This window comes from Raineyella sp. W15-4 (assembly GCF_033170155.1).
Taxonomy (GTDB): domain Bacteria; phylum Actinomycetota; class Actinomycetes; order Propionibacteriales; family Propionibacteriaceae; genus Raineyella.
Genome location: NZ_CP137079.1, coordinates 1,268,676 through 1,287,620 on the forward strand (window position 1 = coordinate 1,268,676; position 18,945 = coordinate 1,287,620).

General features: G+C 70.3%; 15 protein-coding genes and 1 tRNA gene. 7 read left to right on the forward strand and 9 right to left on the reverse strand.

The genetic code is table 11. The features are described from left to right. Positions 1-20: 20 nt before the first annotated feature. Positions 21-926 carry an ABC transporter substrate-binding protein gene (locus R0145_RS05900; protein WP_317839440.1) on the forward strand — a complete coding sequence of 302 codons (906 nt, stop codon included), beginning with the start codon at positions 21-23 and terminating at the stop codon, positions 924-926. 14 nt (positions 927-940) lie between these two features. Here R0145_RS05900 and glpK read toward each other — a convergent pair whose 3' ends face one another. The 3 genes from glpK to R0145_RS05915 all read right to left on the reverse strand — a co-directional run bounded on the left by glpK (position 941) and on the right by R0145_RS05915 (position 5,079). After that, positions 941-2,467, reverse strand: coding sequence for a glycerol kinase GlpK (gene glpK, locus R0145_RS05905; RefSeq protein WP_317839441.1), 1,527 nt, complete (start codon positions 2,465-2,467; stop codon positions 941-943). 54 nt (positions 2,468-2,521) lie between these two features. Beyond that, entirely contained in the window at positions 2,522-3,253 is a 732-nt protein-coding gene (locus R0145_RS05910) for an MIP/aquaporin family protein (RefSeq protein ID WP_317839442.1), read from the reverse strand. Between the two features lie 92 nt (positions 3,254-3,345). Next, complete coding sequence (locus tag R0145_RS05915; RefSeq protein WP_317839443.1) at positions 3,346-5,079, reverse strand: glycerol-3-phosphate dehydrogenase/oxidase; 1,734 nt, start codon at positions 5,077-5,079, stop codon at positions 3,346-3,348. A 190-nt stretch (positions 5,080-5,269) separates the two neighbouring features. Here R0145_RS05915 and R0145_RS05920 point away from each other — a divergent pair, with 190 nt between their 5' ends. After that, positions 5,270-6,232: a sugar-binding transcriptional regulator gene (locus R0145_RS05920; RefSeq protein WP_317839444.1), complete on the forward strand. Its 963-nt coding sequence runs from the start codon at positions 5,270-5,272 to the stop codon at positions 6,230-6,232. A 41-nt stretch (positions 6,233-6,273) separates the two neighbouring features. Here R0145_RS05920 and R0145_RS05925 read toward each other — a convergent pair whose 3' ends face one another. Genes R0145_RS05925 through R0145_RS05935 form a run of 3 tightly spaced genes read right to left on the reverse strand, consistent with a single transcriptional unit; the run spans position 6,274 to position 9,229 of the window. Further along, positions 6,274-6,936: a histidine phosphatase family protein gene (locus tag R0145_RS05925; RefSeq protein WP_317839445.1), complete on the reverse strand. Its 663-nt coding sequence runs from the start codon at positions 6,934-6,936 to the stop codon at positions 6,274-6,276. Between the two features lie 58 nt (positions 6,937-6,994). Further along, entirely contained in the window at positions 6,995-7,768 is a 774-nt protein-coding gene (locus R0145_RS05930) for a VOC family protein (RefSeq protein ID WP_317839446.1), read from the reverse strand. A 54-nt stretch (positions 7,769-7,822) separates the two neighbouring features. Continuing rightward, complete coding sequence (locus tag R0145_RS05935; protein WP_317839447.1) at positions 7,823-9,229, reverse strand: MBL fold metallo-hydrolase; 1,407 nt, start codon at positions 9,227-9,229, stop codon at positions 7,823-7,825. A 171-nt stretch (positions 9,230-9,400) separates the two neighbouring features. Here R0145_RS05935 and R0145_RS05940 point away from each other — a divergent pair, with 171 nt between their 5' ends. Genes R0145_RS05940 through R0145_RS05955 form a run of 4 tightly spaced genes read left to right on the forward strand, consistent with a single transcriptional unit; the run spans position 9,401 to position 14,828 of the window. Continuing rightward, positions 9,401-10,123 carry a TetR/AcrR family transcriptional regulator gene (locus R0145_RS05940; RefSeq protein ID WP_317839448.1) on the forward strand — a complete coding sequence of 241 codons (723 nt, stop codon included), beginning with the start codon at positions 9,401-9,403 and terminating at the stop codon, positions 10,121-10,123. Between the two features lie 8 nt (positions 10,124-10,131). Continuing rightward, the gene (locus R0145_RS05945; protein ID WP_317839449.1) at positions 10,132-11,298 is read left to right on the forward strand and encodes an efflux RND transporter periplasmic adaptor subunit; all 1,167 of its coding nucleotides are present in this window, start codon (positions 10,132-10,134) and stop codon (positions 11,296-11,298) included. Next, positions 11,285-12,211 carry an ABC transporter ATP-binding protein gene (locus tag R0145_RS05950; RefSeq protein WP_317839450.1) on the forward strand — a complete coding sequence of 309 codons (927 nt, stop codon included), beginning with the start codon at positions 11,285-11,287 and terminating at the stop codon, positions 12,209-12,211. The genes R0145_RS05945 and R0145_RS05950 overlap by 14 nt, the downstream gene beginning before the upstream one ends. A gap of 13 nt (positions 12,212-12,224) precedes the next feature. Beyond that, positions 12,225-14,828 carry an ABC transporter permease gene (locus R0145_RS05955; RefSeq protein ID WP_317839451.1) on the forward strand — a complete coding sequence of 868 codons (2,604 nt, stop codon included), beginning with the start codon at positions 12,225-12,227 and terminating at the stop codon, positions 14,826-14,828. Between the two features lie 8 nt (positions 14,829-14,836). On the opposite strand, the gene R0145_RS05960 is transcribed toward R0145_RS05955, so the two are convergent. From R0145_RS05960 to R0145_RS05970, 3 genes are all read right to left on the reverse strand, one after another. After that, positions 14,837-14,910: transfer RNA gene (locus R0145_RS05960), tRNA-Gly, on the reverse strand. An 89-nt stretch (positions 14,911-14,999) separates the two neighbouring features. Continuing rightward, a complete protein-coding gene (locus R0145_RS05965; protein ID WP_317839452.1) occupies positions 15,000-15,707 on the reverse strand; it encodes an NYN domain-containing protein in 708 nt (235 codons plus the stop codon). Positions 15,708-15,813: 106 nt separating this feature from the next. Then, on the reverse strand, positions 15,814-18,201 hold the full coding sequence (locus R0145_RS05970) for an excinuclease ABC subunit UvrA (RefSeq protein ID WP_317839453.1): 2,388 nt from the start codon (positions 18,199-18,201) through the stop codon (positions 15,814-15,816). Between the two features lie 379 nt (positions 18,202-18,580). On the opposite strand from R0145_RS05970, the gene R0145_RS05975 reads away from it, so the two are divergent. Beyond that, positions 18,581-18,925, forward strand: coding sequence for a hypothetical protein (locus R0145_RS05975; RefSeq protein WP_317839454.1), 345 nt, complete (start codon positions 18,581-18,583; stop codon positions 18,923-18,925). The last annotated feature ends 20 nt before the right edge of the window (positions 18,926-18,945 follow it).

The window sequence follows — 18,945 nt, forward strand, 5'->3', positions numbered from 1 at the left end:
ATGATCCGGAAGGACCGTCCATGAAGATCTCCAGCCAGCTGCTGGCCCCGGTCGTCGCGCTCGTCGCGGCGGCGTCCCTGACGGCGTGCGGCGGTGGGGGCGGTGGCACAGCGGCCACCCCCTCCGCCGGGCCGGCCGCGGTCAACACCTCCGCCCCGCTCTACTCCGCGCTCCCGCAGGCGATCAAGGACAAGGGGTCGATCCAGGTCGGCAGCGACATCGCGTACGCGCCGATGGAGTACTACGACACCGACGGGAAGACCGTGATCGGCTTCGACAAGGAGCTCGGCGACCTGCTGGCGACCGAGCTGGGCGTGCCGGTGGTCTTCAACAACTCGACCTTCGACGGACTGATCACCCAGCTCCAGTCGCACCGCTTCGACGCCGCCATCTCCTCGATGAGCGACACCAAGGAGCGCCAGCAGCAGGTCGACTTCGTCGACTACTACCTGTCCGGCTCGATCATGTTCGTCAAGGCCGGCAACCCGAACGGGCTGCAGTCGGTCGACGACCTGTGCGGCAAGACGATCTCGCTGCAGCGCGGCACCACCCAGGAGGAGTACGTCACCTCCGAGCTGTCGCCGAAGTGCGAGCAGGCCGGCAAGGGCAAGGTCACTGTGATGGCCTTCGACCGGGAATCGGAGGCGATGCTGCAGATCGAGCAGGGCCGGGCGGTCGCCGGCATCCAGGAGTACCCGGTCGCGGTCTACAACACCCAGCAGTCCAAGGGGAAGTTCCAGATCGTCGGTGAGCAGGTGATCGCCGGGCCGCTCGGCGTGGCCGTCTCCAAGGACAACACCCAGCTCCGCGACGCGGTGCAGAAGGCGCTGCAGGCCGCGATCACCGACGGCTCCTACCAGAAGCTGATCGACAAGTACCAGACCCCGCAGAGCGCGGTGAAGCAGGCCACGATCAACGCAGGCTGAGCCCGGCGGTGGAATCACTGCCGGGTGTCGTCGTCGATCCAGTCGAAGGTCCGGGTGACCGCCTTCTGCCAGCAGCGGTAGAGCCGCTCCCGCTCGGCCGGATCCATTGACGGGGTCCAGCACTCTCCCTGCTGCCAGTTGGTGACCACGTCGTCCTCACCGGCCCAGTAGCCCACGGCGATGCCGGCGGCGTACGCAGCGCCGAGCGCCGTCGTCTCGGCCACCCGCGGCCGCACCACCGGGACGCCGAGGAGGTCAGCCTGGAACTGCATCAGGGTGGCGTTGGCGACCATGCCGCCGTCGACCTTCACCGAGGTCAGCTCGACCCCGGAGTCGGCGAACATCGCCTGCACCACGTCGCGGGTCTGGTAGGCGGTCGCCTCGAGCACCGCCCGGGCGATGTGCCCCCGGTTGACGAAGCGGGTGAGACCCACCAGCGCGCCGCGTGCGTCCGGGCGCCAGTACGGGGCGTACAGCCCGGAGAAGGCCGGCACGAGGTAGGCCCCGCCGTTGTCCGCCACCCGGAGGGCGAGCTCCTCCACCTCGGCGGAGCTGTCGAACATCCGCAGGTTGTCCCGCAGCCACTGGACCAGCGAGCCGGCCACCGCGATCGACCCCTCGAGCGCGTAATGGGCCGGCCGGTCGCCGATCTTGTAGCCGACCGTGGTGAGCAGGCCGTTGTCGCTGAACACCGGCTCGGTGCCGGTGTTCATCAGCAGGAAGCAGCCGGTGCCGTAGGTGTTCTTGGCGCTGCCCTTCTCGAAGCAGGCCTGGCCGAAGGTGGCCGCCTGCTGGTCGCCGAGGATGCCGGCGATCGGGGTGTCGATCAGCAGACCGTTGGGGCGGCCCTCGCCGTAGATCTCGGCGGAGGACCGGATCTGCGGCAGCATCGAGGCCGGGATGCCCAGGTCGGCGCAGATCGCCGGGTCCCACTGCAGGGTGCGCAGGTCCATCAGGAGCGTACGGGAGGCGTTGGTGACATCGGTCAGGTGGACCCCGCCGTCGACCCCGCCGGTCAGGTTCCACAGCACCCAGCTGTCCATGGTGCCCATCAGCAGGTCGCCCGCCTCGGCCCGTTCCCGGGCGCCGGGGACGTTCTCCAGGATCCAGGTCACCTTCGGACCGGCGAAGTAGCTCGACAGCGGCAGGCCGGTGCGGGAGCGGTAGCGTTCGGTCCCGCCGTCGGCGGCCAGCCGGTCGCAGATCTCCTGGGTGCGGGTGTCCTGCCAGACGATCGCATGGTGGACCGGCCGGCCGGTGTGCCGGTCCCACACCACGGTGGTCTCGCGCTGGTTGGTGATGCCGACCGCGGCCAGCTGGTGACGATTGACCTGTGCCTTGGCGAGAGCCTGGCCGATCGCCTCGTTCACGTTCGCCCAGATCTCCTCGGCGTCGTGTTCGACCCAACCGGGTCGGGGGAAGATCTGCTCGTGCTCCAGCTGACCGACGGAGACGATGTCCCCGGCGTGGTCGAAGATGATCGCGCGGGAACTCGTGGTTCCCTGGTCGATGGCCATCACGTACTGGGCGTCGTTGCTCATGGCGGTGTGCTTTCCGGTGGTTGTGGGGTCGGATGATCGGATGACGTCGGATGATCAGATGGCGGTGACGAGGGGCATGGTCAGCGCGGCGGCCACCCCACCTGCCAAGGGTGCCAGGATCGGGATCCAGGCGTACGCCCAGTCGCTGGCGCCCTTGCCGGGGATCGGCAGGACCGCGTGGGCGAGGCGTGGCCCCAGGTCGCGGACCGGGTTGATGGCGTAGCCGGTCGGCCCGCCGAGGGACATGCCGATCACCGTCACCACCAGGGCGACCGCCAGCGGCCCGATCTGCGCGGGGGTGTGTCCCGAGACCAGCACCCAGCCGACCAGGACGAAGGTGCCGATGAACTCGGAGACGAAGTTCCAGCCGTAGTGGCGGATGGCCGGGCCGGTGGCGAAGACGCCGAGCTTGTCCTCGGCGGGCGCCTCCTCCCGGAAGTGGTCGTGGTAGACCAGCCAGCACCCGACGGCGCCGAGGAAGGCGCCGAGCAGCTGGGCGCTGAGGTAGGTGGCGATCGCGGCCGCGGTCGGGGCGACCCCCGGCGCGAGGTCGCGCCCGGCGACCGCCAGGGCGACGGTGACCGCCGGGTTGAGGTGGCCGCCGCTGGCGAAGGCGGCGTACACGCCGACGAACACGGCGAGGCCCCAGCCGAAGGTGATCAGCACCCAGCCCCCGCCACGGCCCTTGGAGCGTGGCAGCAGGTTGGCGGCGACCACGCCGCACCCCAACAGGGTGAGGGCGGCGGTGCCGGTCAGTTCGGACAGGAAGATCGCAGAGAGCGTCATTGCTTCTCCTGGAGGAGGGCGGGAAGGCGCCGGGCGTGTGTCCGGCGTGAGTCGTGGGATCGTACGGGTCGGGTTCAGGAGGCGGTGTCGGATCAGGCGCCGAGCGGGCGCACCGGGCGCAGGTCCTCCGCCTCCAGCCGCGCCGCGACGGCATCGGCGTCGGTGGCCCGGTGCTCGGCCTCGAGCTCGGCGCGGGCCTGGCGTTCGTACGAGGAGATCTCGAGCCCGCGGGTGGCGTCGTCCCAGCCGAGCCGGTCGGCCGCGACGGCCGCGATGCCCGGCAGGGCGCTGATCCCGCGGTCCGGGGTCTCCATCGCGAGCCGGACCCGGTGGTTGACGATGTCCTCCAGATGCAGCGCGCCCTCGTGGGTGACCGCGAACGCGACCTCCGCCGCCAGGTACGCCTCAGCCTCCGGGAGCGGCTCGGCGAGGGCAGGGTCCTCGTCGATCATCGCCAGCAGGGTGGGCAGCTCGGCGCCGTAGCGGCCGAGCAGGTGCTCGAGGCGATCGGCGGTCCAGCCGCGTTCCGCGGCGATCCGGTCGGCCTGTGCCTCCACCCCGGCCAGTCCCTCGGCGCCGACCAGCGGTGTGGTGGTGGTCCGGGACGGTGTCGCTGTCGCCCGTTCCTTGCCGAGGACGAAGTCCACCGCGTCCTCGGCCATCACCCGATAGGTGGTGAGCTTGCCGCCGGCGATGGACACCAGGCCGGGGGCGATCTGGGTGACGGTGTGCTCGCGGGAGATCTTCGTCGACTGCGACTCGTCCATCGTGCCGGGCTGCAACAGCGGCCGCAGGCCGGCGTAAGTGCCGATGATGTCGTCGCGGGTCAGCGGGTCGGCCAGCACCGTGTTGGCGTGCTCGAGGATGTAGTCGATGTCGGCGCTGGTCGCGACCGGGTGGGCGAGGTCCTCGTGCCAGGCCGTGTCGGTGGTGCCGATCACCCAGTAGCGCTGCCACGGGATGATGAACAGCACCGACTTCTCGGTACGCAGGAAGATGCCGGTGGTGGCGTCGATCCGCTCCCGGGGAACCAGGATGTGGATGCCCTTGGAGGCCAGCACCTTGAGGCCGCCGTTGCCGCCGAGTCGCTGGGTCTGCTGGGTCCACACCCCGGTGGCGTTGATGATCCGGCGGGTCTTCACGGTCCGGGTCGTCCCGGTCTCCAGGTCGGTGAGGACCGCGCCGACGACGCGACCGTCGGCATCCTTGACCAGCTCGGTGAGCTCGGTGCGGGAGGCAGCCAGTGCGCCGTGTCCGGCCGCCGTCCGGACCAGGTCGATCACCAGCCGGGAGTCGTCCACCCGGGCGTCGTAGAAGCGGATCGCCCCGCACAGCGCGTCCTCGCGGATGCCCGGAAACAGCTGCTTGGCACCCTTCCTGGAGTAGTGCTTCTGCAACGGGACGGTCCGGCCGTGGGCACCGATCACGGCGAGCGCGTCGTACAGGCCGACACCGATGGCGCTGTAGGCGCGCTCGATCACCGGGGTCCGCAGCGGCCAGAGGAACGGCTGGGCCTTCACAAGGTGCGGTGCGATGGTGGTGAGCAGCAGCCCGCGCTCCTTGAGGGCCTCGGCGACCAGCCTGAAGTCCAGCTGATAGAGGTAGCGCAGCCCGCCGTGGACGAGCTTGCTGGACCGGCTCGAGGTGCCTTGGCTCCAGTCGCGGGCCTCGACGATGCCGGTGCGCAGGTCACGGGTCGCGGCGTCCAGCGCGATCCCGGCGCCGGTGACGCCACCGCCGATCACCAGGACGTCGAGTCCCTCGTCGTCCGCCATCGCCTCGAGGGCCGCCTGACGCGACTCGCAGGTCAACCGGGTACTGGCCATTGTCTGCTCCTTGGACATCCACACTGATGCGGCGGGACCGTGTGGTGGGTGCCTGCTGGTCCGCCTGGGGGCCGCGATCCCCGCCGGATGAGGGGTGATCCGGTGCGTCGGCGCCGCGGTGAGACCATCGTTCGTCGCAGTGGATGGACGTGCAAAGCCAGTGAGAGGATGTGCAGGAGGAGGTGTTCCGATGGGAGATCGCGTCAGTGAGATGTACCGGGCCGCCGAGCTCTACTACGAGCAGGGCGCGACGATGGACGGTGTCGCCCGGCACATGCGGACGTCACGCTCGACCGTGTCGCGGCTGCTGAGGGATGCCCGGGAGTCGGGGATCGTCCGGATCAGCCTGGTCCGTCCGGAGCAGCGCACCGCGGCCGGCGAGGTGCTCGCCGGGATGTTCGGGATCGAGGTGCACGTCATCCCGGTGCCGGACCTCGTCGGGGACGTCGAACGCCTGCGGCTGGTGGCCCGGGCGGCCGCACAGCGGCTGGCGGCGTACGCGGCGGAAGCGGTGGACCCGGTGATCGGGATCGCCTGGGGCACGACGCTGGAGCAGGTGGTCCACCAGCTCGAGCCGGTCCCGCAGTCGCGCGCGACGATCGTCCAGATCAACGGGGCGGCCAATCCCTCCACCTCCGGCATCCCGTACGCGGGGATGATCCTGCAGGACGCCGGGCGGGCGCTGGGGGAGCGGGTGGTGCAGTTCCCGGTGCCGGCGTTCTTCGACGAGGCGGAGACCCGCGACGTGCTGTGGCGGGAGCGGTTCGTCCGTCGCATGCTCGACCTGCGCCGCCGGATGGACGTCGCCGTCTTCAGCGTCGGTGCGCTCTCCGGGCAGGTCGCCTCGCACGTCTACGCCGGCGGCTACCTGTCCGGCGACGAGATCGCCGATCTCGAGGCGGACGGTGTGGTGGGGGACATCTGCACCGTGATGCTGCGGCAGGACGGCTCCTGGGCCGACGTCGCGATCAACCGGCGGGCGTCCGGCATGACGCCCGAGGAGCTCGGTGCGGTGCCGCACCGGCTGTGCGTCGTCGGCTCACCGGGCAAGACCCGGGCCTTGGTCGGGGCCCTCCGGGCCGGGGTGGTGACCGATCTCGTGATCGACGACGCATCGGCCCGGAACACCGTGGCGGTGCTCCGGGCCGGTTAGTGCGCCGTCGGTCGGTGCGGCGTCGGTCGGTGCGGCGTCGGTCAGTGCCCGGCGGGCTCTCCGGTCGGGTCACCGGCGTCGGCGGCAGCCAATTCCTGGCCGCCGATCGGATCAGGGTTCCACCGCACCAGCTGCCAGCCCCGGGTCTGGTCACCGTCGATCTCGAACAGGCCGGTGTTCGCCAGCGGGGTCGACGCGACCTCGTCGAGGTCGACCCCGGCGACGCGGGCGGACGCCCAGGCGCGGATCGCCGCACCATGGGACACGGCGACCACCGTGTGCCAGCCCTGGGCGGCGACCGTGGCGAGCGCGGCGTCGAACCGGCGCAGGAACTGGTGGCCGTCCGGGCCACCCGGGATGCGTCGGTCGAGGTCCCCACGTGCCCACCCGAAGGCGGTCCCCAGGTACGTCCGGTGCGCGTCGCTGTCGGCGGCGAGTTCCAGTCGGCCGGCCTCGATCTCGCGGAGCCCGTCGATCCTCATCGCGGGCAGCGCCCGCTGATGTGCCAGCGGCGCTGCGGTGAGGGTGGTCCTGGTGAGCGAGGAGACGACGATCGCGTCGATCGGGACGCCGTCCAGGGCGCCCGGCACGGCGGCAGCCTGCCGCGTGCCGAGCTCGGTGAGCCCCGGCCCTGGGGCCGCGGTGTCGAGCAATCCGGACACGTTGGAGGGGGTCTGGCCGTGCCTCAGCAGCAGAAGTCGCACGGCCAGCAGTCTGGTCCAGGTCCGGCGGCCCGCGCAACAATCGCTCAGGCCGGCCCGATCAGGCGGGCGGGGCCTGGACGATCAGGAAGTTGGCGCCCTGGTCATCGGCCACCGTGGCGAAGCGCCCGTACGGCGAGTCCTGTGGTGCCTCGACGACCGAGCCGCCGGCCTCGACGATCGTCGCGGCGGTCGCGTCGACGTCCACGGCGCCGAGGTACGTACGCCAGAAGCCGGGATGACCCTCACCGAGGAAGGTCGCCTCCATGATCCCGGCGACGGCCGCCCGGTCGGGGCCGTTGGTGGAGTAGCGGAACTCGTCGGTGTCGCTCATCGGGACGATGTCCCAGCCGAACACGTCGCGGTAGAAGTCGAGGCTGGTGGCGTACGCCGGGGTGAAGATCTCGAACCAGCACGGGGTGCCGGCGACGGCCGTCTTCTGGGTCCCCTCGAAATCGCCGGGCTGCCAGAAGCCGGTGGCGCAGTTGCCCGAGTCGATGATCACGCCCATGGTGCCGGAGCCGCCGACCTGCATCGGCGGGACCATCACGCTGCCGCCGTGCTCGGTGGCCTTGTCACAGGTGGCCTGCGCGTCGGGGGTGTTCAGGTAGACGGTCCAGACGTCGGGACCCGCCGGCATCTCGGGCACCCGGCCCATCATGCCGCCGATGAAGGCGTCCCCGGACTTGACCATGTTGTAGTTGCCGAAGTCCGGGCCCTGGTCCTCGAAGGTCCAGCCGAAGACGGTGCCGTAGAACGCGCGGGCCTTCTCGATGTCGGTGGTGGTGAGGTCGATCCAGATCGGGCGACCCTGCGGAATCGTGTTCTCGCTCATGACGCCATCCTTGCAGTGACCTACGACACCTGACCAGACCCGCATAGCGTCCGCTCAGCGGTCGTCAGCCGTGCCGGGGCACGGCTCGACGACCACCACCTCGCCGTACCGGGCGACGGCCGAGGTCCAGCCGAGTTCGGCGGCGATCCGTTCGTGCAGCGCCGCCGCCGCGTCCCGCTCGCCGTGCACGATGAACACCGTCTCCGGGACCTGGTCGAGGTCGCGCAACCAGTCCATCAGGTCGGTGCTGTCGGCGTGCACGGAGAACTCCGCGTCCCGGACGATCTGGGCCCGCACCGGGATGTAGCGGCCGTGCAGCTTGAGCTCCCGGGCGCCCTCCTCCAGACTCCGGCCGCGGGTGCCGGCGGCCTGGTAGCCGGTGAGGATGACGGTGTTGCGTCGGCCGGGGAGCAGCTCCTCCAGATGGTGCAGCACCCGGCCGCCGGTCGCCATTCCCGACGAGGAGATGATGATCGCCGGACCCTGCAGGTCATTCAGCTCGCGGGAGCTGTCCGCATCGGGGGTCTCGTGGACGTTCGGCAGGCCGAGGAACTCCTCGACGTCCAGATCGGGCCGCAGCTCGGCGCGGTGCGCGGTGGAGCGGTAGACCCGCAGGGCGTTGAGCGCCATCGGGCTGTTGACGTAGATCGGCACCATCGGGATCCGGCCGTCCTGCTGCATCTCCCCGATGGTCTTGAGCACCACCTCCGTACGGTCCACCGCGAAGGCCGGGATCAGCACCTTCCCGCCGCGGGCGACGGTGTCGCGGATCGCGGCGGCGAAATCCTCGTGCGGCCGCTCGGGCTCGGGGTGTTCCCGGTCACCGTACGTCGACTCGATGACCACGAACGGGGCGCCCGGCGGGATGTCGCGAGCCCGTAGCACCGGGTGGTCGTGCCGGCCGACGTCGCCGGAGAAGAGGATCGCCGTCCGCTCGGTCGACACCCGTACGCTGGCCGACCCGAGGATGTGGCCGGCCCGGGTCCACCGGCAGCGGATGCCGTGGCCGAGGTCGACGTCGGTGTCGTACGCCACCTGCCGGACGTGGGTGAGCGTCTCCCGGACGTCGTCCTCGGTGTAGAGCGGCAGGGCCGGATGGTGCTTGGAGTAGCCGTACCGGGCGGCGTGCTCGGCGTCGCGCTCCTGGAGGTACGCCGCGTCCCGGAGCACGATCTCGGCCAGCGCCGCGGTGCCCTCGGTCGCCCAGACATCCCCGGTGAACCCCTCCTTGACCAGCCGGGGCAGGTAGCCGCAGTGGTCCAGATGGGCGTGGGTGAGGACCACATCGTCGATCTCGGCCGGATCCACCGGGAAGGGCGCCCAGTTCATCGAGCGCCAGCGCTTCTCGCCCTGGTACATGCCGGCGTCGACGAGGATGCGCCGTCGGCCGAAGGTGAGCAGGAACTTGGAGCCGGTGACCGTGCCGGCCGCGCCGAGGAAGGTCAGTGTCGCGGAGGCCATGGATCCACAGTGGCCCACCCGGCGCGGCCGTGGGGGCGATTCGGGTCGAACGGTCGAGATCCGGAGCGGTCCGGATGTCTCTGTGGGGTGTGAGGGAACCGTCAGGTGGGGGTGTGAGGGAACCGTCAGGATCGACTTGACTGACCGTCAGTCAGTTCTATTCTGGTGCCCGTGGCCAGGGTCTCGAAGGCACCGGAGGAGCGACGCGAGCAGCTGCTCGACGTGGCTGCCGGGCTGTGCGCCTCGGTCGGCTTCGACGCCTTCTCGATCGACCAGCTGACGCGCGAGGCGTCGGTGGCCAAGGGGACGTTCTACTACTACTTCGACTCCAAGGACGACCTGCTCGCCGCCCTGGTCGAACGGTTCGTGGACGCCCTGTTCGCCGAGCTGGAGGCCACGGCGGGCCGCCTGGAGGGCACCGGGATCGTACGTTTCCGCACCCTGATGCTGGGAGCGACCGCCTGGAAGACCGGCCACGTGGACGACGCTCTCGGCTTCGTCCCGCTGCTGTACAAGCGGGAGAACCTCGCCCTGCGCTACCACCTGTTCGACGAGTGGGCGGGACGCATGCGGGAGATCTTCCTTCCGCTGATCGAGCTGGGCACCGCCGATGGGTCGCTCGCGGTCGATGACCCGGAGGCGACCACCGACCTGGTGCTGTCGATCTGGGTGGAGGGGGCGAGCCGGATGTACGACCGGGCCCTCGTCACGACGACCGAGGACGCCTGGGTGAGCACCCTGCTGCGGGGGATCGACGCCCTGACGACCGCGGTCGAACGCGTCCTCGGAGCGGCTCCGGGATCGTTCCGGGTGCCGATGGATCCGGCCCTGTTGCGGGCCGGCCGTGTTCCGTTCCTGGCGGCCCTGGGTGGGCCGTCCGATCACCGAACGTAGGAGTGCAGATGAAGAAGGGGCGCATCATTGCCGGTGTCGCCGCGCTGGCCGTCCTCGCCGCCCTCGGCGGTGGGTACGCCTTCTCGCGACAGGCCGGCAAGCCGACGGTGAACACCGCTCGGGCCTCCCTCCAGGACCTTTCCGTCAGCGTCTCGGCGCCGGGGACCGTGGACGCGGTCTCCCGGACCTCGGTCTTCTCGCCGGTCGCAGGCACCCTGGACAGCGTCCGGGTCACCGACGGCCAGACGGTCAAGGCCGGCGACGTCCTCGCCACCCTGGACCAGGCGTCGTTGCGGGCCGCCGTCGCCCAGGCGGATGCCCAGGTCGCCCAGGCCGATGCCCAGGGGCAGGCGGCGAAGTCGGCGCTCGCCACCGCCCGGGCGCAACGCGCCAGCGCCCGCGCGATGCCGCATGCCACCGATGACCAGATCTCCGCTCGCAACGCCGCCCTCTCCGCGGCCGACGCGGCCGAGCAGTCGGCCAACGCCGCCTCGAGTGCCGCCGCGGCGGCCCAGTCCGCCGCGGCCATCGCCCGGACGAACGCCCAGAACAACGTCCGGAACTCGACGATCACCGCCCCGATCGGCGGCACCGTCTCGTTCCCCGTGCTGACCGTGACGTCCCTGACCGGCTCCGGGCCGACGGCCGCCGCGGGCGCCTCGGTCACCACCGCGACCCCCGTCTTCACCATCGTCGACCTGTCCAAGGTCGACTTCGCCGCCCAGGTCGACGAGGCCGACATCGCCGGGGTGAAGACTGACCAGAAGGCGTCGGTCACCCTCGACGCCTTCGCCGGTCATCCCTTCGACGGCACCGTGTCGGAGATCGCGACGAGCTCGATGACCACCAAGACGGGTGGCACCGCGTTCATCGTCAAGGTGCCACTGTCGCCGGGTGACTCCACGCTGCGGCTCGGGATGAGCGGCAACGTCTCGATCGCGACCGAGTCCATCGGTGGCGCGCTGGTCGTCCCGGTCCAGTCGGTCCAGAGCGACGGCGCCACCAAGTACGTCTACAAGGTCGCCGGCGGCAAGGTGACCCGCGCCCGGGTCGACGTGGGCGCCTCCACCGACACCCTCACCCAGATCACCTCGGGACTCACCGTCGGTGACGTCGTCGCGACCACCCAGCTGGGGTCCCTCAAGGAGGGGGCGGCCGTCAATGTGGCGGGATAGGAAGACCGGGCCGGACCGGCTCGGGGTCACGGCGCCGCAGGCGGAGCCGGACCCGATCACCGCGTCGGCCGACCCGTCAGGGCCTTCAGCCATCGCCGGGCCGTCGGTCATCACCGCCGCGTCGGCCGACCCGACGTCCTCGGTCACTCGGACCGAGGCCGCGGACGGAGAAGCGACCGGCGAGCGGACGATCGTCCGGACCGAGGGCCTCACCAAGGTCTACGGCGCCGGCGACAGCGAGGTCCGGGCCCTGGACGGGGTCGACATCTCGGTCTCCCCGGGCGAGTTCGTCACGGTGATGGGCCCCTCCGGGTGCGGCAAGTCCACCCTGCTGAACATGCTCGGCGGCCTCGACACCCCCACCTCGGGCCGAGTCCTGGTGGACGGGAACGACCTCACCACGCTGCCCGACGACCGGCTCACCGAGCTGCGTCGGCGGCGGATCGGGTTCGTCTTCCAGTCGTTCAACCTGATCCCGGTCCTCGACGCGGTCGAGAACGCCGCCCTGCCGCTGACCCTCGACGGGGCGGACGATGCCGACGAACGGGCCACCCGTTGGCTGGTCCGGGTGGGCCTGGCCGACCGGCTGCACAACCGTCCCGACGAACTCTCCGGCGGCCAGCAACAGCGGGTCGCCGTGGCTCGGGCGCTCTCCACCGACCCCGCGCTGGTGCTCGCCGACGAACCCACCGGCAACCTCGATTCGAAGTCGGCGACCGAGATCGCCGAACTGCTCCAGCAGGTCGCCGCCGAGTGGCACCGGTCGGTGCTGATGGTGACCCACGACCCGCGGATCGCCTCGTACGCCCAGCGACTGATCCTGATGAACGACGGCCGAGTGGTCGACGACCTGCCCCTGGACGGGTCGCGGGAGGGCCCGATCCGGGCCATGGAGCGAGCGGGGCTGCTGTGACCACGGGGTTGCGATGAGCACCGTGCAGGGGGCGGGATCCCCGATCCGGGCCGCCGGTCACCGGGTCCGCCGGGCGCGGGGAGCCGGCCGGGCCAGCCTCGGCCTGGCCTGGCGCTACCTGCGGGGGCGCGGGTTGCGTTCGTTGCTGACCAGCCTGGCGGTCGCCCTCGGTGTGATGCTCGTCTTCGGCTTGAACGGCGTGCTGCCGACCATCATGCAGACCTTCAACCGCTCGATCCTGTCCACCTCGGGTCAGATCGACTTCTCCGTGACCAGTACGCTCTCCCAACCGTTCCCGACGACGGTGCTGGACAAGATCTCCCGGGTCGACGGGATCGCGCTGGCGACCGGTGAGGTGGAGCAACAGGCCCCGCTGCCGGTCCGCAAGGACGTGCCGGTGGCCGACCAGGTCACCGCCGTGACGGTCATCGGCGTCGATCCGTCGGTCACCGGACGGATCCGTGACTACCCGATCGTCGAGGGCCGGGTGCTGTCCACCACCGACACCAGCTCCGTGGTGCTCGCCGCGGACCTGGCCGGCAGGCTGGGGCTGCGGGTGGGCTCCGAGCTCGCCCTCCCGTCACAGGTCGGGACGACGAAGTTCACCGTGGTCGGCCTGCTGTCCACCCCGACCGTCGGCGGTCAGGAACGGGCCTACGTGCCGTTGCCGGCGGCGCAGCAGCTGTTCGGGCTGGGGGACAAGCTCACCGTGGTGCAGGCGACGCTCGCTCCCGGCGCGGACCGCAGCCAGGTCGAGGACGCCGTCCGCCGCGCCGCCGGCAGCGACTACACGGTGGGAGGCCTGTCCTCGGCCGGGACGCTGGTCGCCTCCCTGCAGACCAGCCAGTTCGCCTTCACCCTCTTCGGTGTCTTCGCGGTGGTCACTGCGGGGTTCATCATCCTCAACAGCTTCCGGACGATGGTGGCCGAACGCCGCCGCGACATCGGCATGCTGCGGGCGATCGGGGCCGGACGACGTACGGTCACGACGATGTTCCTGGCGGAGGCGCTCGTCCAGGGCGCGCTGGGGACGCTGCTGGGCCTGGTCCTCGGCTACGCCATGGCGGCCGGGCTGTTCGCCGTGATGCGGCCGGTGTTCGAGAACATCGCGCACCTCGACCTGGGGCCGCTGGTGTTCGAGCCGGCGGCGTACGCCCAGGCGATCGGTCTGGGGATGGGCATCACCATCCTGGCCGCGCTGATCCCGGCCCGGGCCGCCGGCCGGATCACGCCGATGGAGGCGCTGCGCCCGGTGAGTGAGGCGGCCTACCGCAGTTCCGCCGGCCTGCGGGCGTGGATCGGTGTCGGCGTGCTGGTGGCGTCGGTGTTCTGCCTCGTCACCGGGGTGCCGGCAGTGATCGGGTTGGGGGCGGTGCTGTTCCTGGTCGGCATCGCGCTGGTCACCCCCGCGGTGGTCACCCCGCTGGCCCACGCGTTCGGCAACCTGGTCGACATCGTCTTCTCCCGTGAGGGCGCGCTGGCCCGGTCGAACCTGGAGCGCAACCCTGGCCGCTCCGCGGTCACGGTGACCGCCGTGATGCTCGGGCTGGCCTCGATCGTGGCGATGGTGACCGTCATCCAGTCGATCTTCGCCGGCTTCCTGGGCTACATCGACAAGTCCCTCAGCGCGGACTACATGGTGATCCCGCAGTCGATCGTGCTGAGCCAGGGCAACGTTGCCGCCGGACCCCAGCTGGCCCAGGAGATCCAGCACACCCCGGGCATCGGCCCCGTCTCCAGCCTGCGGATCGCCCGCGGCCAGCTGAACGGCCGCGACGTCCAGGTGATCGGGATCGACCCCGCCAGCTATCTCAAGGTCGCCGCCCTGGACTGGAACCCGGGCTCCTCGGACGCCGCCGTCGGGCAGCTGGCGACCGGGCGCTGGCTGATCGGCAACGGCATCTTCTCCAGCCAGCAGGGGCTCATCCCGGGCCAGGCGGTCACCCTCCAGACCCCGAACGGCCCGCGGACCTATCACGTCGCCGGGATCGGCAACGACTACCTGAACGCCAAGGTCTCCACCCTCTATGTCAGCCAGGACATGCTCGCCCGGGACTTCAACGTCAGCTCCGACATGCTGATCATGGCCAACCGGCTGCCCACCGCGGATCCCGCGGCGACCAAGGCCGCCCTCGACAGGATCGTCCAGAACTATCCGGGGTTCCAGCTCTACGAGGCCTCCCAGTGGCGGGCCGAACAGCAGCGTACGTTCAACGCCACCCTCGGCATCTTCAACGCCCTGATCGCCGCCCTCGCGGTGCCCTCACTGCTCGCCCTGCTGAACACCCTGGCGATGTCCGTGCTGGCCCGGACCCGGGAGATCGGCATGCTCCGCGCGGTCGGCTCGACCCGCCGGCAGGTGCGCCGGATGGTCGTCGCCGAATCGCTGCTGCTGTCGGTGATCGGCACCATGTTCGGCGTGATCGCCGGGATCTGGCTGGGCTACGCCCTGGTCCAGGCGATGAAGAACGTCGGCTGGCCGATGCCGTACGCCTTCCCGTACGGCGGGGTGCTGCTGACGATCGTCGTGGGCATCGTCTTCGGCGTCCTGGCGGCGCTGATCCCGGCACGGTCGGCGGCCCGGCTGGACGTGGTGGCGGCGTTGCACCACGAATGAGGTGGATCTGGAGCGGATGACGGGAATCGAACCCGCGTAGCCAGTTTGGAAGACTGGGGCTCTACCATTGAGCTACATCCGCGCGCGTCGGCCGGCGACGCAGTGCCTCACTATAGCGGCCAGCGCGTCGTACGGCCAAAGCTCAACGCGGCATGCCGTCGGCCCGGTTCGTCACCGTCGTCGGACGTGGGCGGCCTTCTGCCGGGTCTCCACCTCGTAGTCGGGATGCGCCTGCATCAGGTCCTTGAGCTTGGGGTAGCCCCAGGTGCGGGAGTCGAAGTCGGAGGCCAGCCGGGACAGGTTGCTGCCGACCGCGCCGAGGTTCGCCCAGCCGTCGTCGCCGGCGGCGGCATCCACGGCTTCGGAGAGCAGCCGGTCCAGCTTCTTGTCGCTCTTCGGGCCGGCCTTGGTGTCCGGTGCGGCCCGGTCGGGCTGACCGGCCAGGTTCTCCACGTAGATGAAGGTGTCGCAGGCCGCCACGAAGGGCTTCGGGGTCTTGCGTTCGCCGAACCCATACACGGTGAGGCCCTGCTCGCGGATCCGGGCGGCCAGCCGGGTGAAGTCGCTGTCGCTGGAGACGATGCAGAAGCCGTCGAGGTTTCCCGCGTACAGCAGATCCATGGCGTCGATGATCATCGCGCTGTCGGTGGCGTTCTTGCCGGTGGTGTAGCGGAACTGCTGGATCGGTTGGATGGAGTTCTCCAGCAGCACCGCCTTCCATGGGCTGAGGTTCGGCGTGGTCCAGTCGCCGTAGGCGCGGCGTACGCTCGCCTTGCCGTACTTGGCGACCTCGATGAGCAGTTGCTCGATGTGCTGGGCCCCGGCGTTGTCGGCGTCGATCAGGATCGCCAGCCGCGCCTCGGTCGTTGTCTCCGTCACCCTGCGACCCCCTGATCCCGTCGTCCTTACCCGCGGCTGCAGTCTCCCACAGGGCGGGTCGTGGGGCTGTACGTACGCCGTCTCCCAGGTCTCCGGGCCGCCTCGGTCAGGCCCCGACGTACGCCGCGAGATGCTCGCCGGTGAGCGTGGACCTGGACTCGACCAAGGCGGCCGGGGTCCCCTCGAAGACGATCCGGCCGCCGTCGTGACCCGCCCCGGGGCCGAGGTCGATGATCCAGTCGGCGTGGGCCATCACCGCCTGGTGGTGCTCGATGACGATCACCGACTTGCCGGCGTCCACCAGCCGGTCGAGCAGGCCGAGGAGCTGCTCCACGTCGGCGAGGTGCAGGCCGACCGTCGGTTCGTCGAGGACGTAGACCCCGCCCTTCTCGCCGAGGTGGGTGGCCAGTTTGAGCCGTTGCCGCTCGCCGCCGGACAGCGTGGTGAGCGGCTGACCGATGGACAGGTAGCCCAGGCCGACGTCGACCAGCCGCTGGAGGATGGTGTGCGCCGCGGGGATCCGCGCCTCGCCGGCGCCGAAGAACTCCTCCGCCCGTTCGACCGACATCGCCAGCACCTCGCTGATGTCGCGGTCACCGAGCCGGTACTCCAGCACCGACGCCTGGAACCGCTTGCCGCCGCACTCCTCGCACGGGATCGCCATCCCGGCCATCATCGCCAGGTCGGTGTAGATGACGCCGGCGCCGTTGCAGGCGGGACAGGCGCCCTCCGAGTTGGGGCTGAACAGCGCCGGCTTGACCCCGTTGGCCTTCGCGAAGGCCTTGCGGATCGGGTCGAGCAGGCCCGTGTAGGTGGCCGGGTTGCTGCGCCGCGACCCCTTGATCGCGCCCTGGTCGATCACCACCACGCCCTCCCGCTTCGCCAGGGAACCGTGGATCAGCGAGCTCTTGCCGGATCCAGCCACGCCGGTCACCACGACGAGCACCCCGGTGGGCACGTCCACGTCGACATCACGCAGGTTGTGCGCCGAGGCGCCGCGGATCTCCAGCGCGCCCTTGGGGGAGCGGACCGTCTCCTTGAGCCGGGCCCGGTCGTCGAGGTGGCGACCGGTGAGGGTGTCGGCAGACCGCAGCTCCTCGACGGTGCCCTCGAAGCAGACCGTGCCGCCGGCCGATCCGGCCCGCGGCCCCAGGTCGACGACGTGATCGGCGATGGCGATCATCTCCGGTTTGTGCTCCACGACGAGGACGGTGTTGCCCTTGTCTCGCAGCTGGAGCAGCAGCTCGTTCATCCGCTGAATGTCGTGCGGGTGCAGGCCGATGCTCGGCTCGTCGAAGACGTACGTGACATCGGTGAGGGAGGACCCGAGGTGGCGGATCATCTTCACCCGCTGCGCCTCGCCGCCGGACAGCGTGCCCGAGGGTCGGTCCAGGCTGAGGTAGCCCAGACCGATCCGGACGAAGGAGTCGAGGGAGTCCCGCAGCCCGGTCAGCAACGGCGCCACCGATGGCTCGGCCAGCCCGCGGACCCACTCGGCGAGGTCGCTGATCTGCATCGCACACGCGTCGGCGATGCTCATCGTGCCGATCGTCGAGGACCGGGCCAGCTCGTTGAGCCGGGACCCGCCGCACTCCGGACAGGTCTGGAAGGTCACTGCCCGCTCCACGAAGGCGCGGATGTGCGGCTGCATCGCGTCCACGTCCTTGGACAGGTACGACTTTTGGATCCGCGGGATCAGGCCCTCGTAGGTGAGGTTGATCCCCTCGACCTTGATCTTGGTCGGCTCCTTGTGGAGCAGATCGTGCAGTTCCTTCCTGGTGTACGTGCCGATCGGCTTGTCCGGGTCGAACATGCCGCTGCTGCGGAAGATTCGGCCCCACCAGCCGTCCATGCTGTAGCCGGGGATGGTCAGTGCGCCGTCGTTGAGCGACTTCGTCGGGTCGTACAGGGCGGTCAGGTCGAAGTCGGTGACGTTGCCGGTGCCCTCACAGCGAGGGCACATCCCACCGACGATGGCGAACTCCTTGCGTTCGGCCCGGGTGTTCGCCTTGTCGACGGTGATCGCACCGGCACCGTGGGCCGACGCGATGTTGAAGGAGAACGCCTGCGACGAGCCGATGTGCGGGGTGCCGAGACGGCTGAACAGGATCCGCAGCAGGGCGTTCGCGTCGGTCACGGTGCCGACGGTGGAGCGGATGTTGGCGCCGAGCCGCTCCTGGTCGACGATGATGGCGGTGGTCAGGCCGTCGAGAAGGTCGACGTCGGGGCGGGCCAGCGTCGGCATGAAGCCCTGGACGAATGCGCTGTAGGTCTCGTTGATCAGCCGCTGCGACTCCGCGGCGATCGTGCTGAACACGAGCGAGCTCTTGCCCGAGCCGGACACCCCGGTGAAGACCGTCAGGCGTCGCTTGGGCAGGTCGACGTCGATGTCCTTCAGGTTGTTCTCCCGCGCCCCCCGCACTCGGATCAGGTCGTGGCTGTCCGCGACGTGCTGTTCCGCCGAACGTACGTCGATCCCGGCATCCTTGCCCATGGTGGTCTCGCTCTCATCGCTCGGCGGTCTTGCGGTGGCCTGTCCTGTGGCGGCGCGGTGAAGCCACGTCGCCTATGGTGGGCTGCCGGGCTGTCCGAGGCAAGCCCGGAGCGCCCGATCACGCCGGCATGGAGGTCGGTGGTAACGAGGGCTACGCCGCGCTTGATCGGATGGCGGTGTCGACCAGCGCCGTCTGCTGTTCTTTCCCTGGCGGCCGAACCCACCTTCGGGGCGGGTTCCCGCCGCAATGCCGGGCGCTCGGCCGGCCAGCGGGGGCGTGCGGCCGGTGATGTCGTCCGCACAGCTGATTGGGCCTTGGGTCGTGTCGGTCTTGACCGGTAGATTTGACCCCAGCCGAGGGCACGAAAGGGGGCCGGCCATGAGTGTCACAGTTTCGCGCGGCTTCCGATTCGAGCAGACCATCCCGTACGACACCCCCGAGTCTCTGGATGAGCTTCATGGCCCGACCTCCGGGGCTGTCCGCGTACGCCCGCGCATCGACACCAGCCCCGACCCCGTCTACGACCTGGCCGATCCTGGCCAACGGTGGAGTCTGTACAGCGCTGTGGTACGTGACGGGTTGCCCAGCGAGCAGGCAGCGATTCTCAATCGATCGGTGCTGCTCGTGCTCTGGGCTGAACTGAATCTGCCCGCGCGCTGTCGAGAAGTCTGGGAAGACAAGTTCCCGGAGCTGGCCGAGGCGTCGCACCGGAAGGCCTCATAGGTGCTGCCATTCCATCGGCG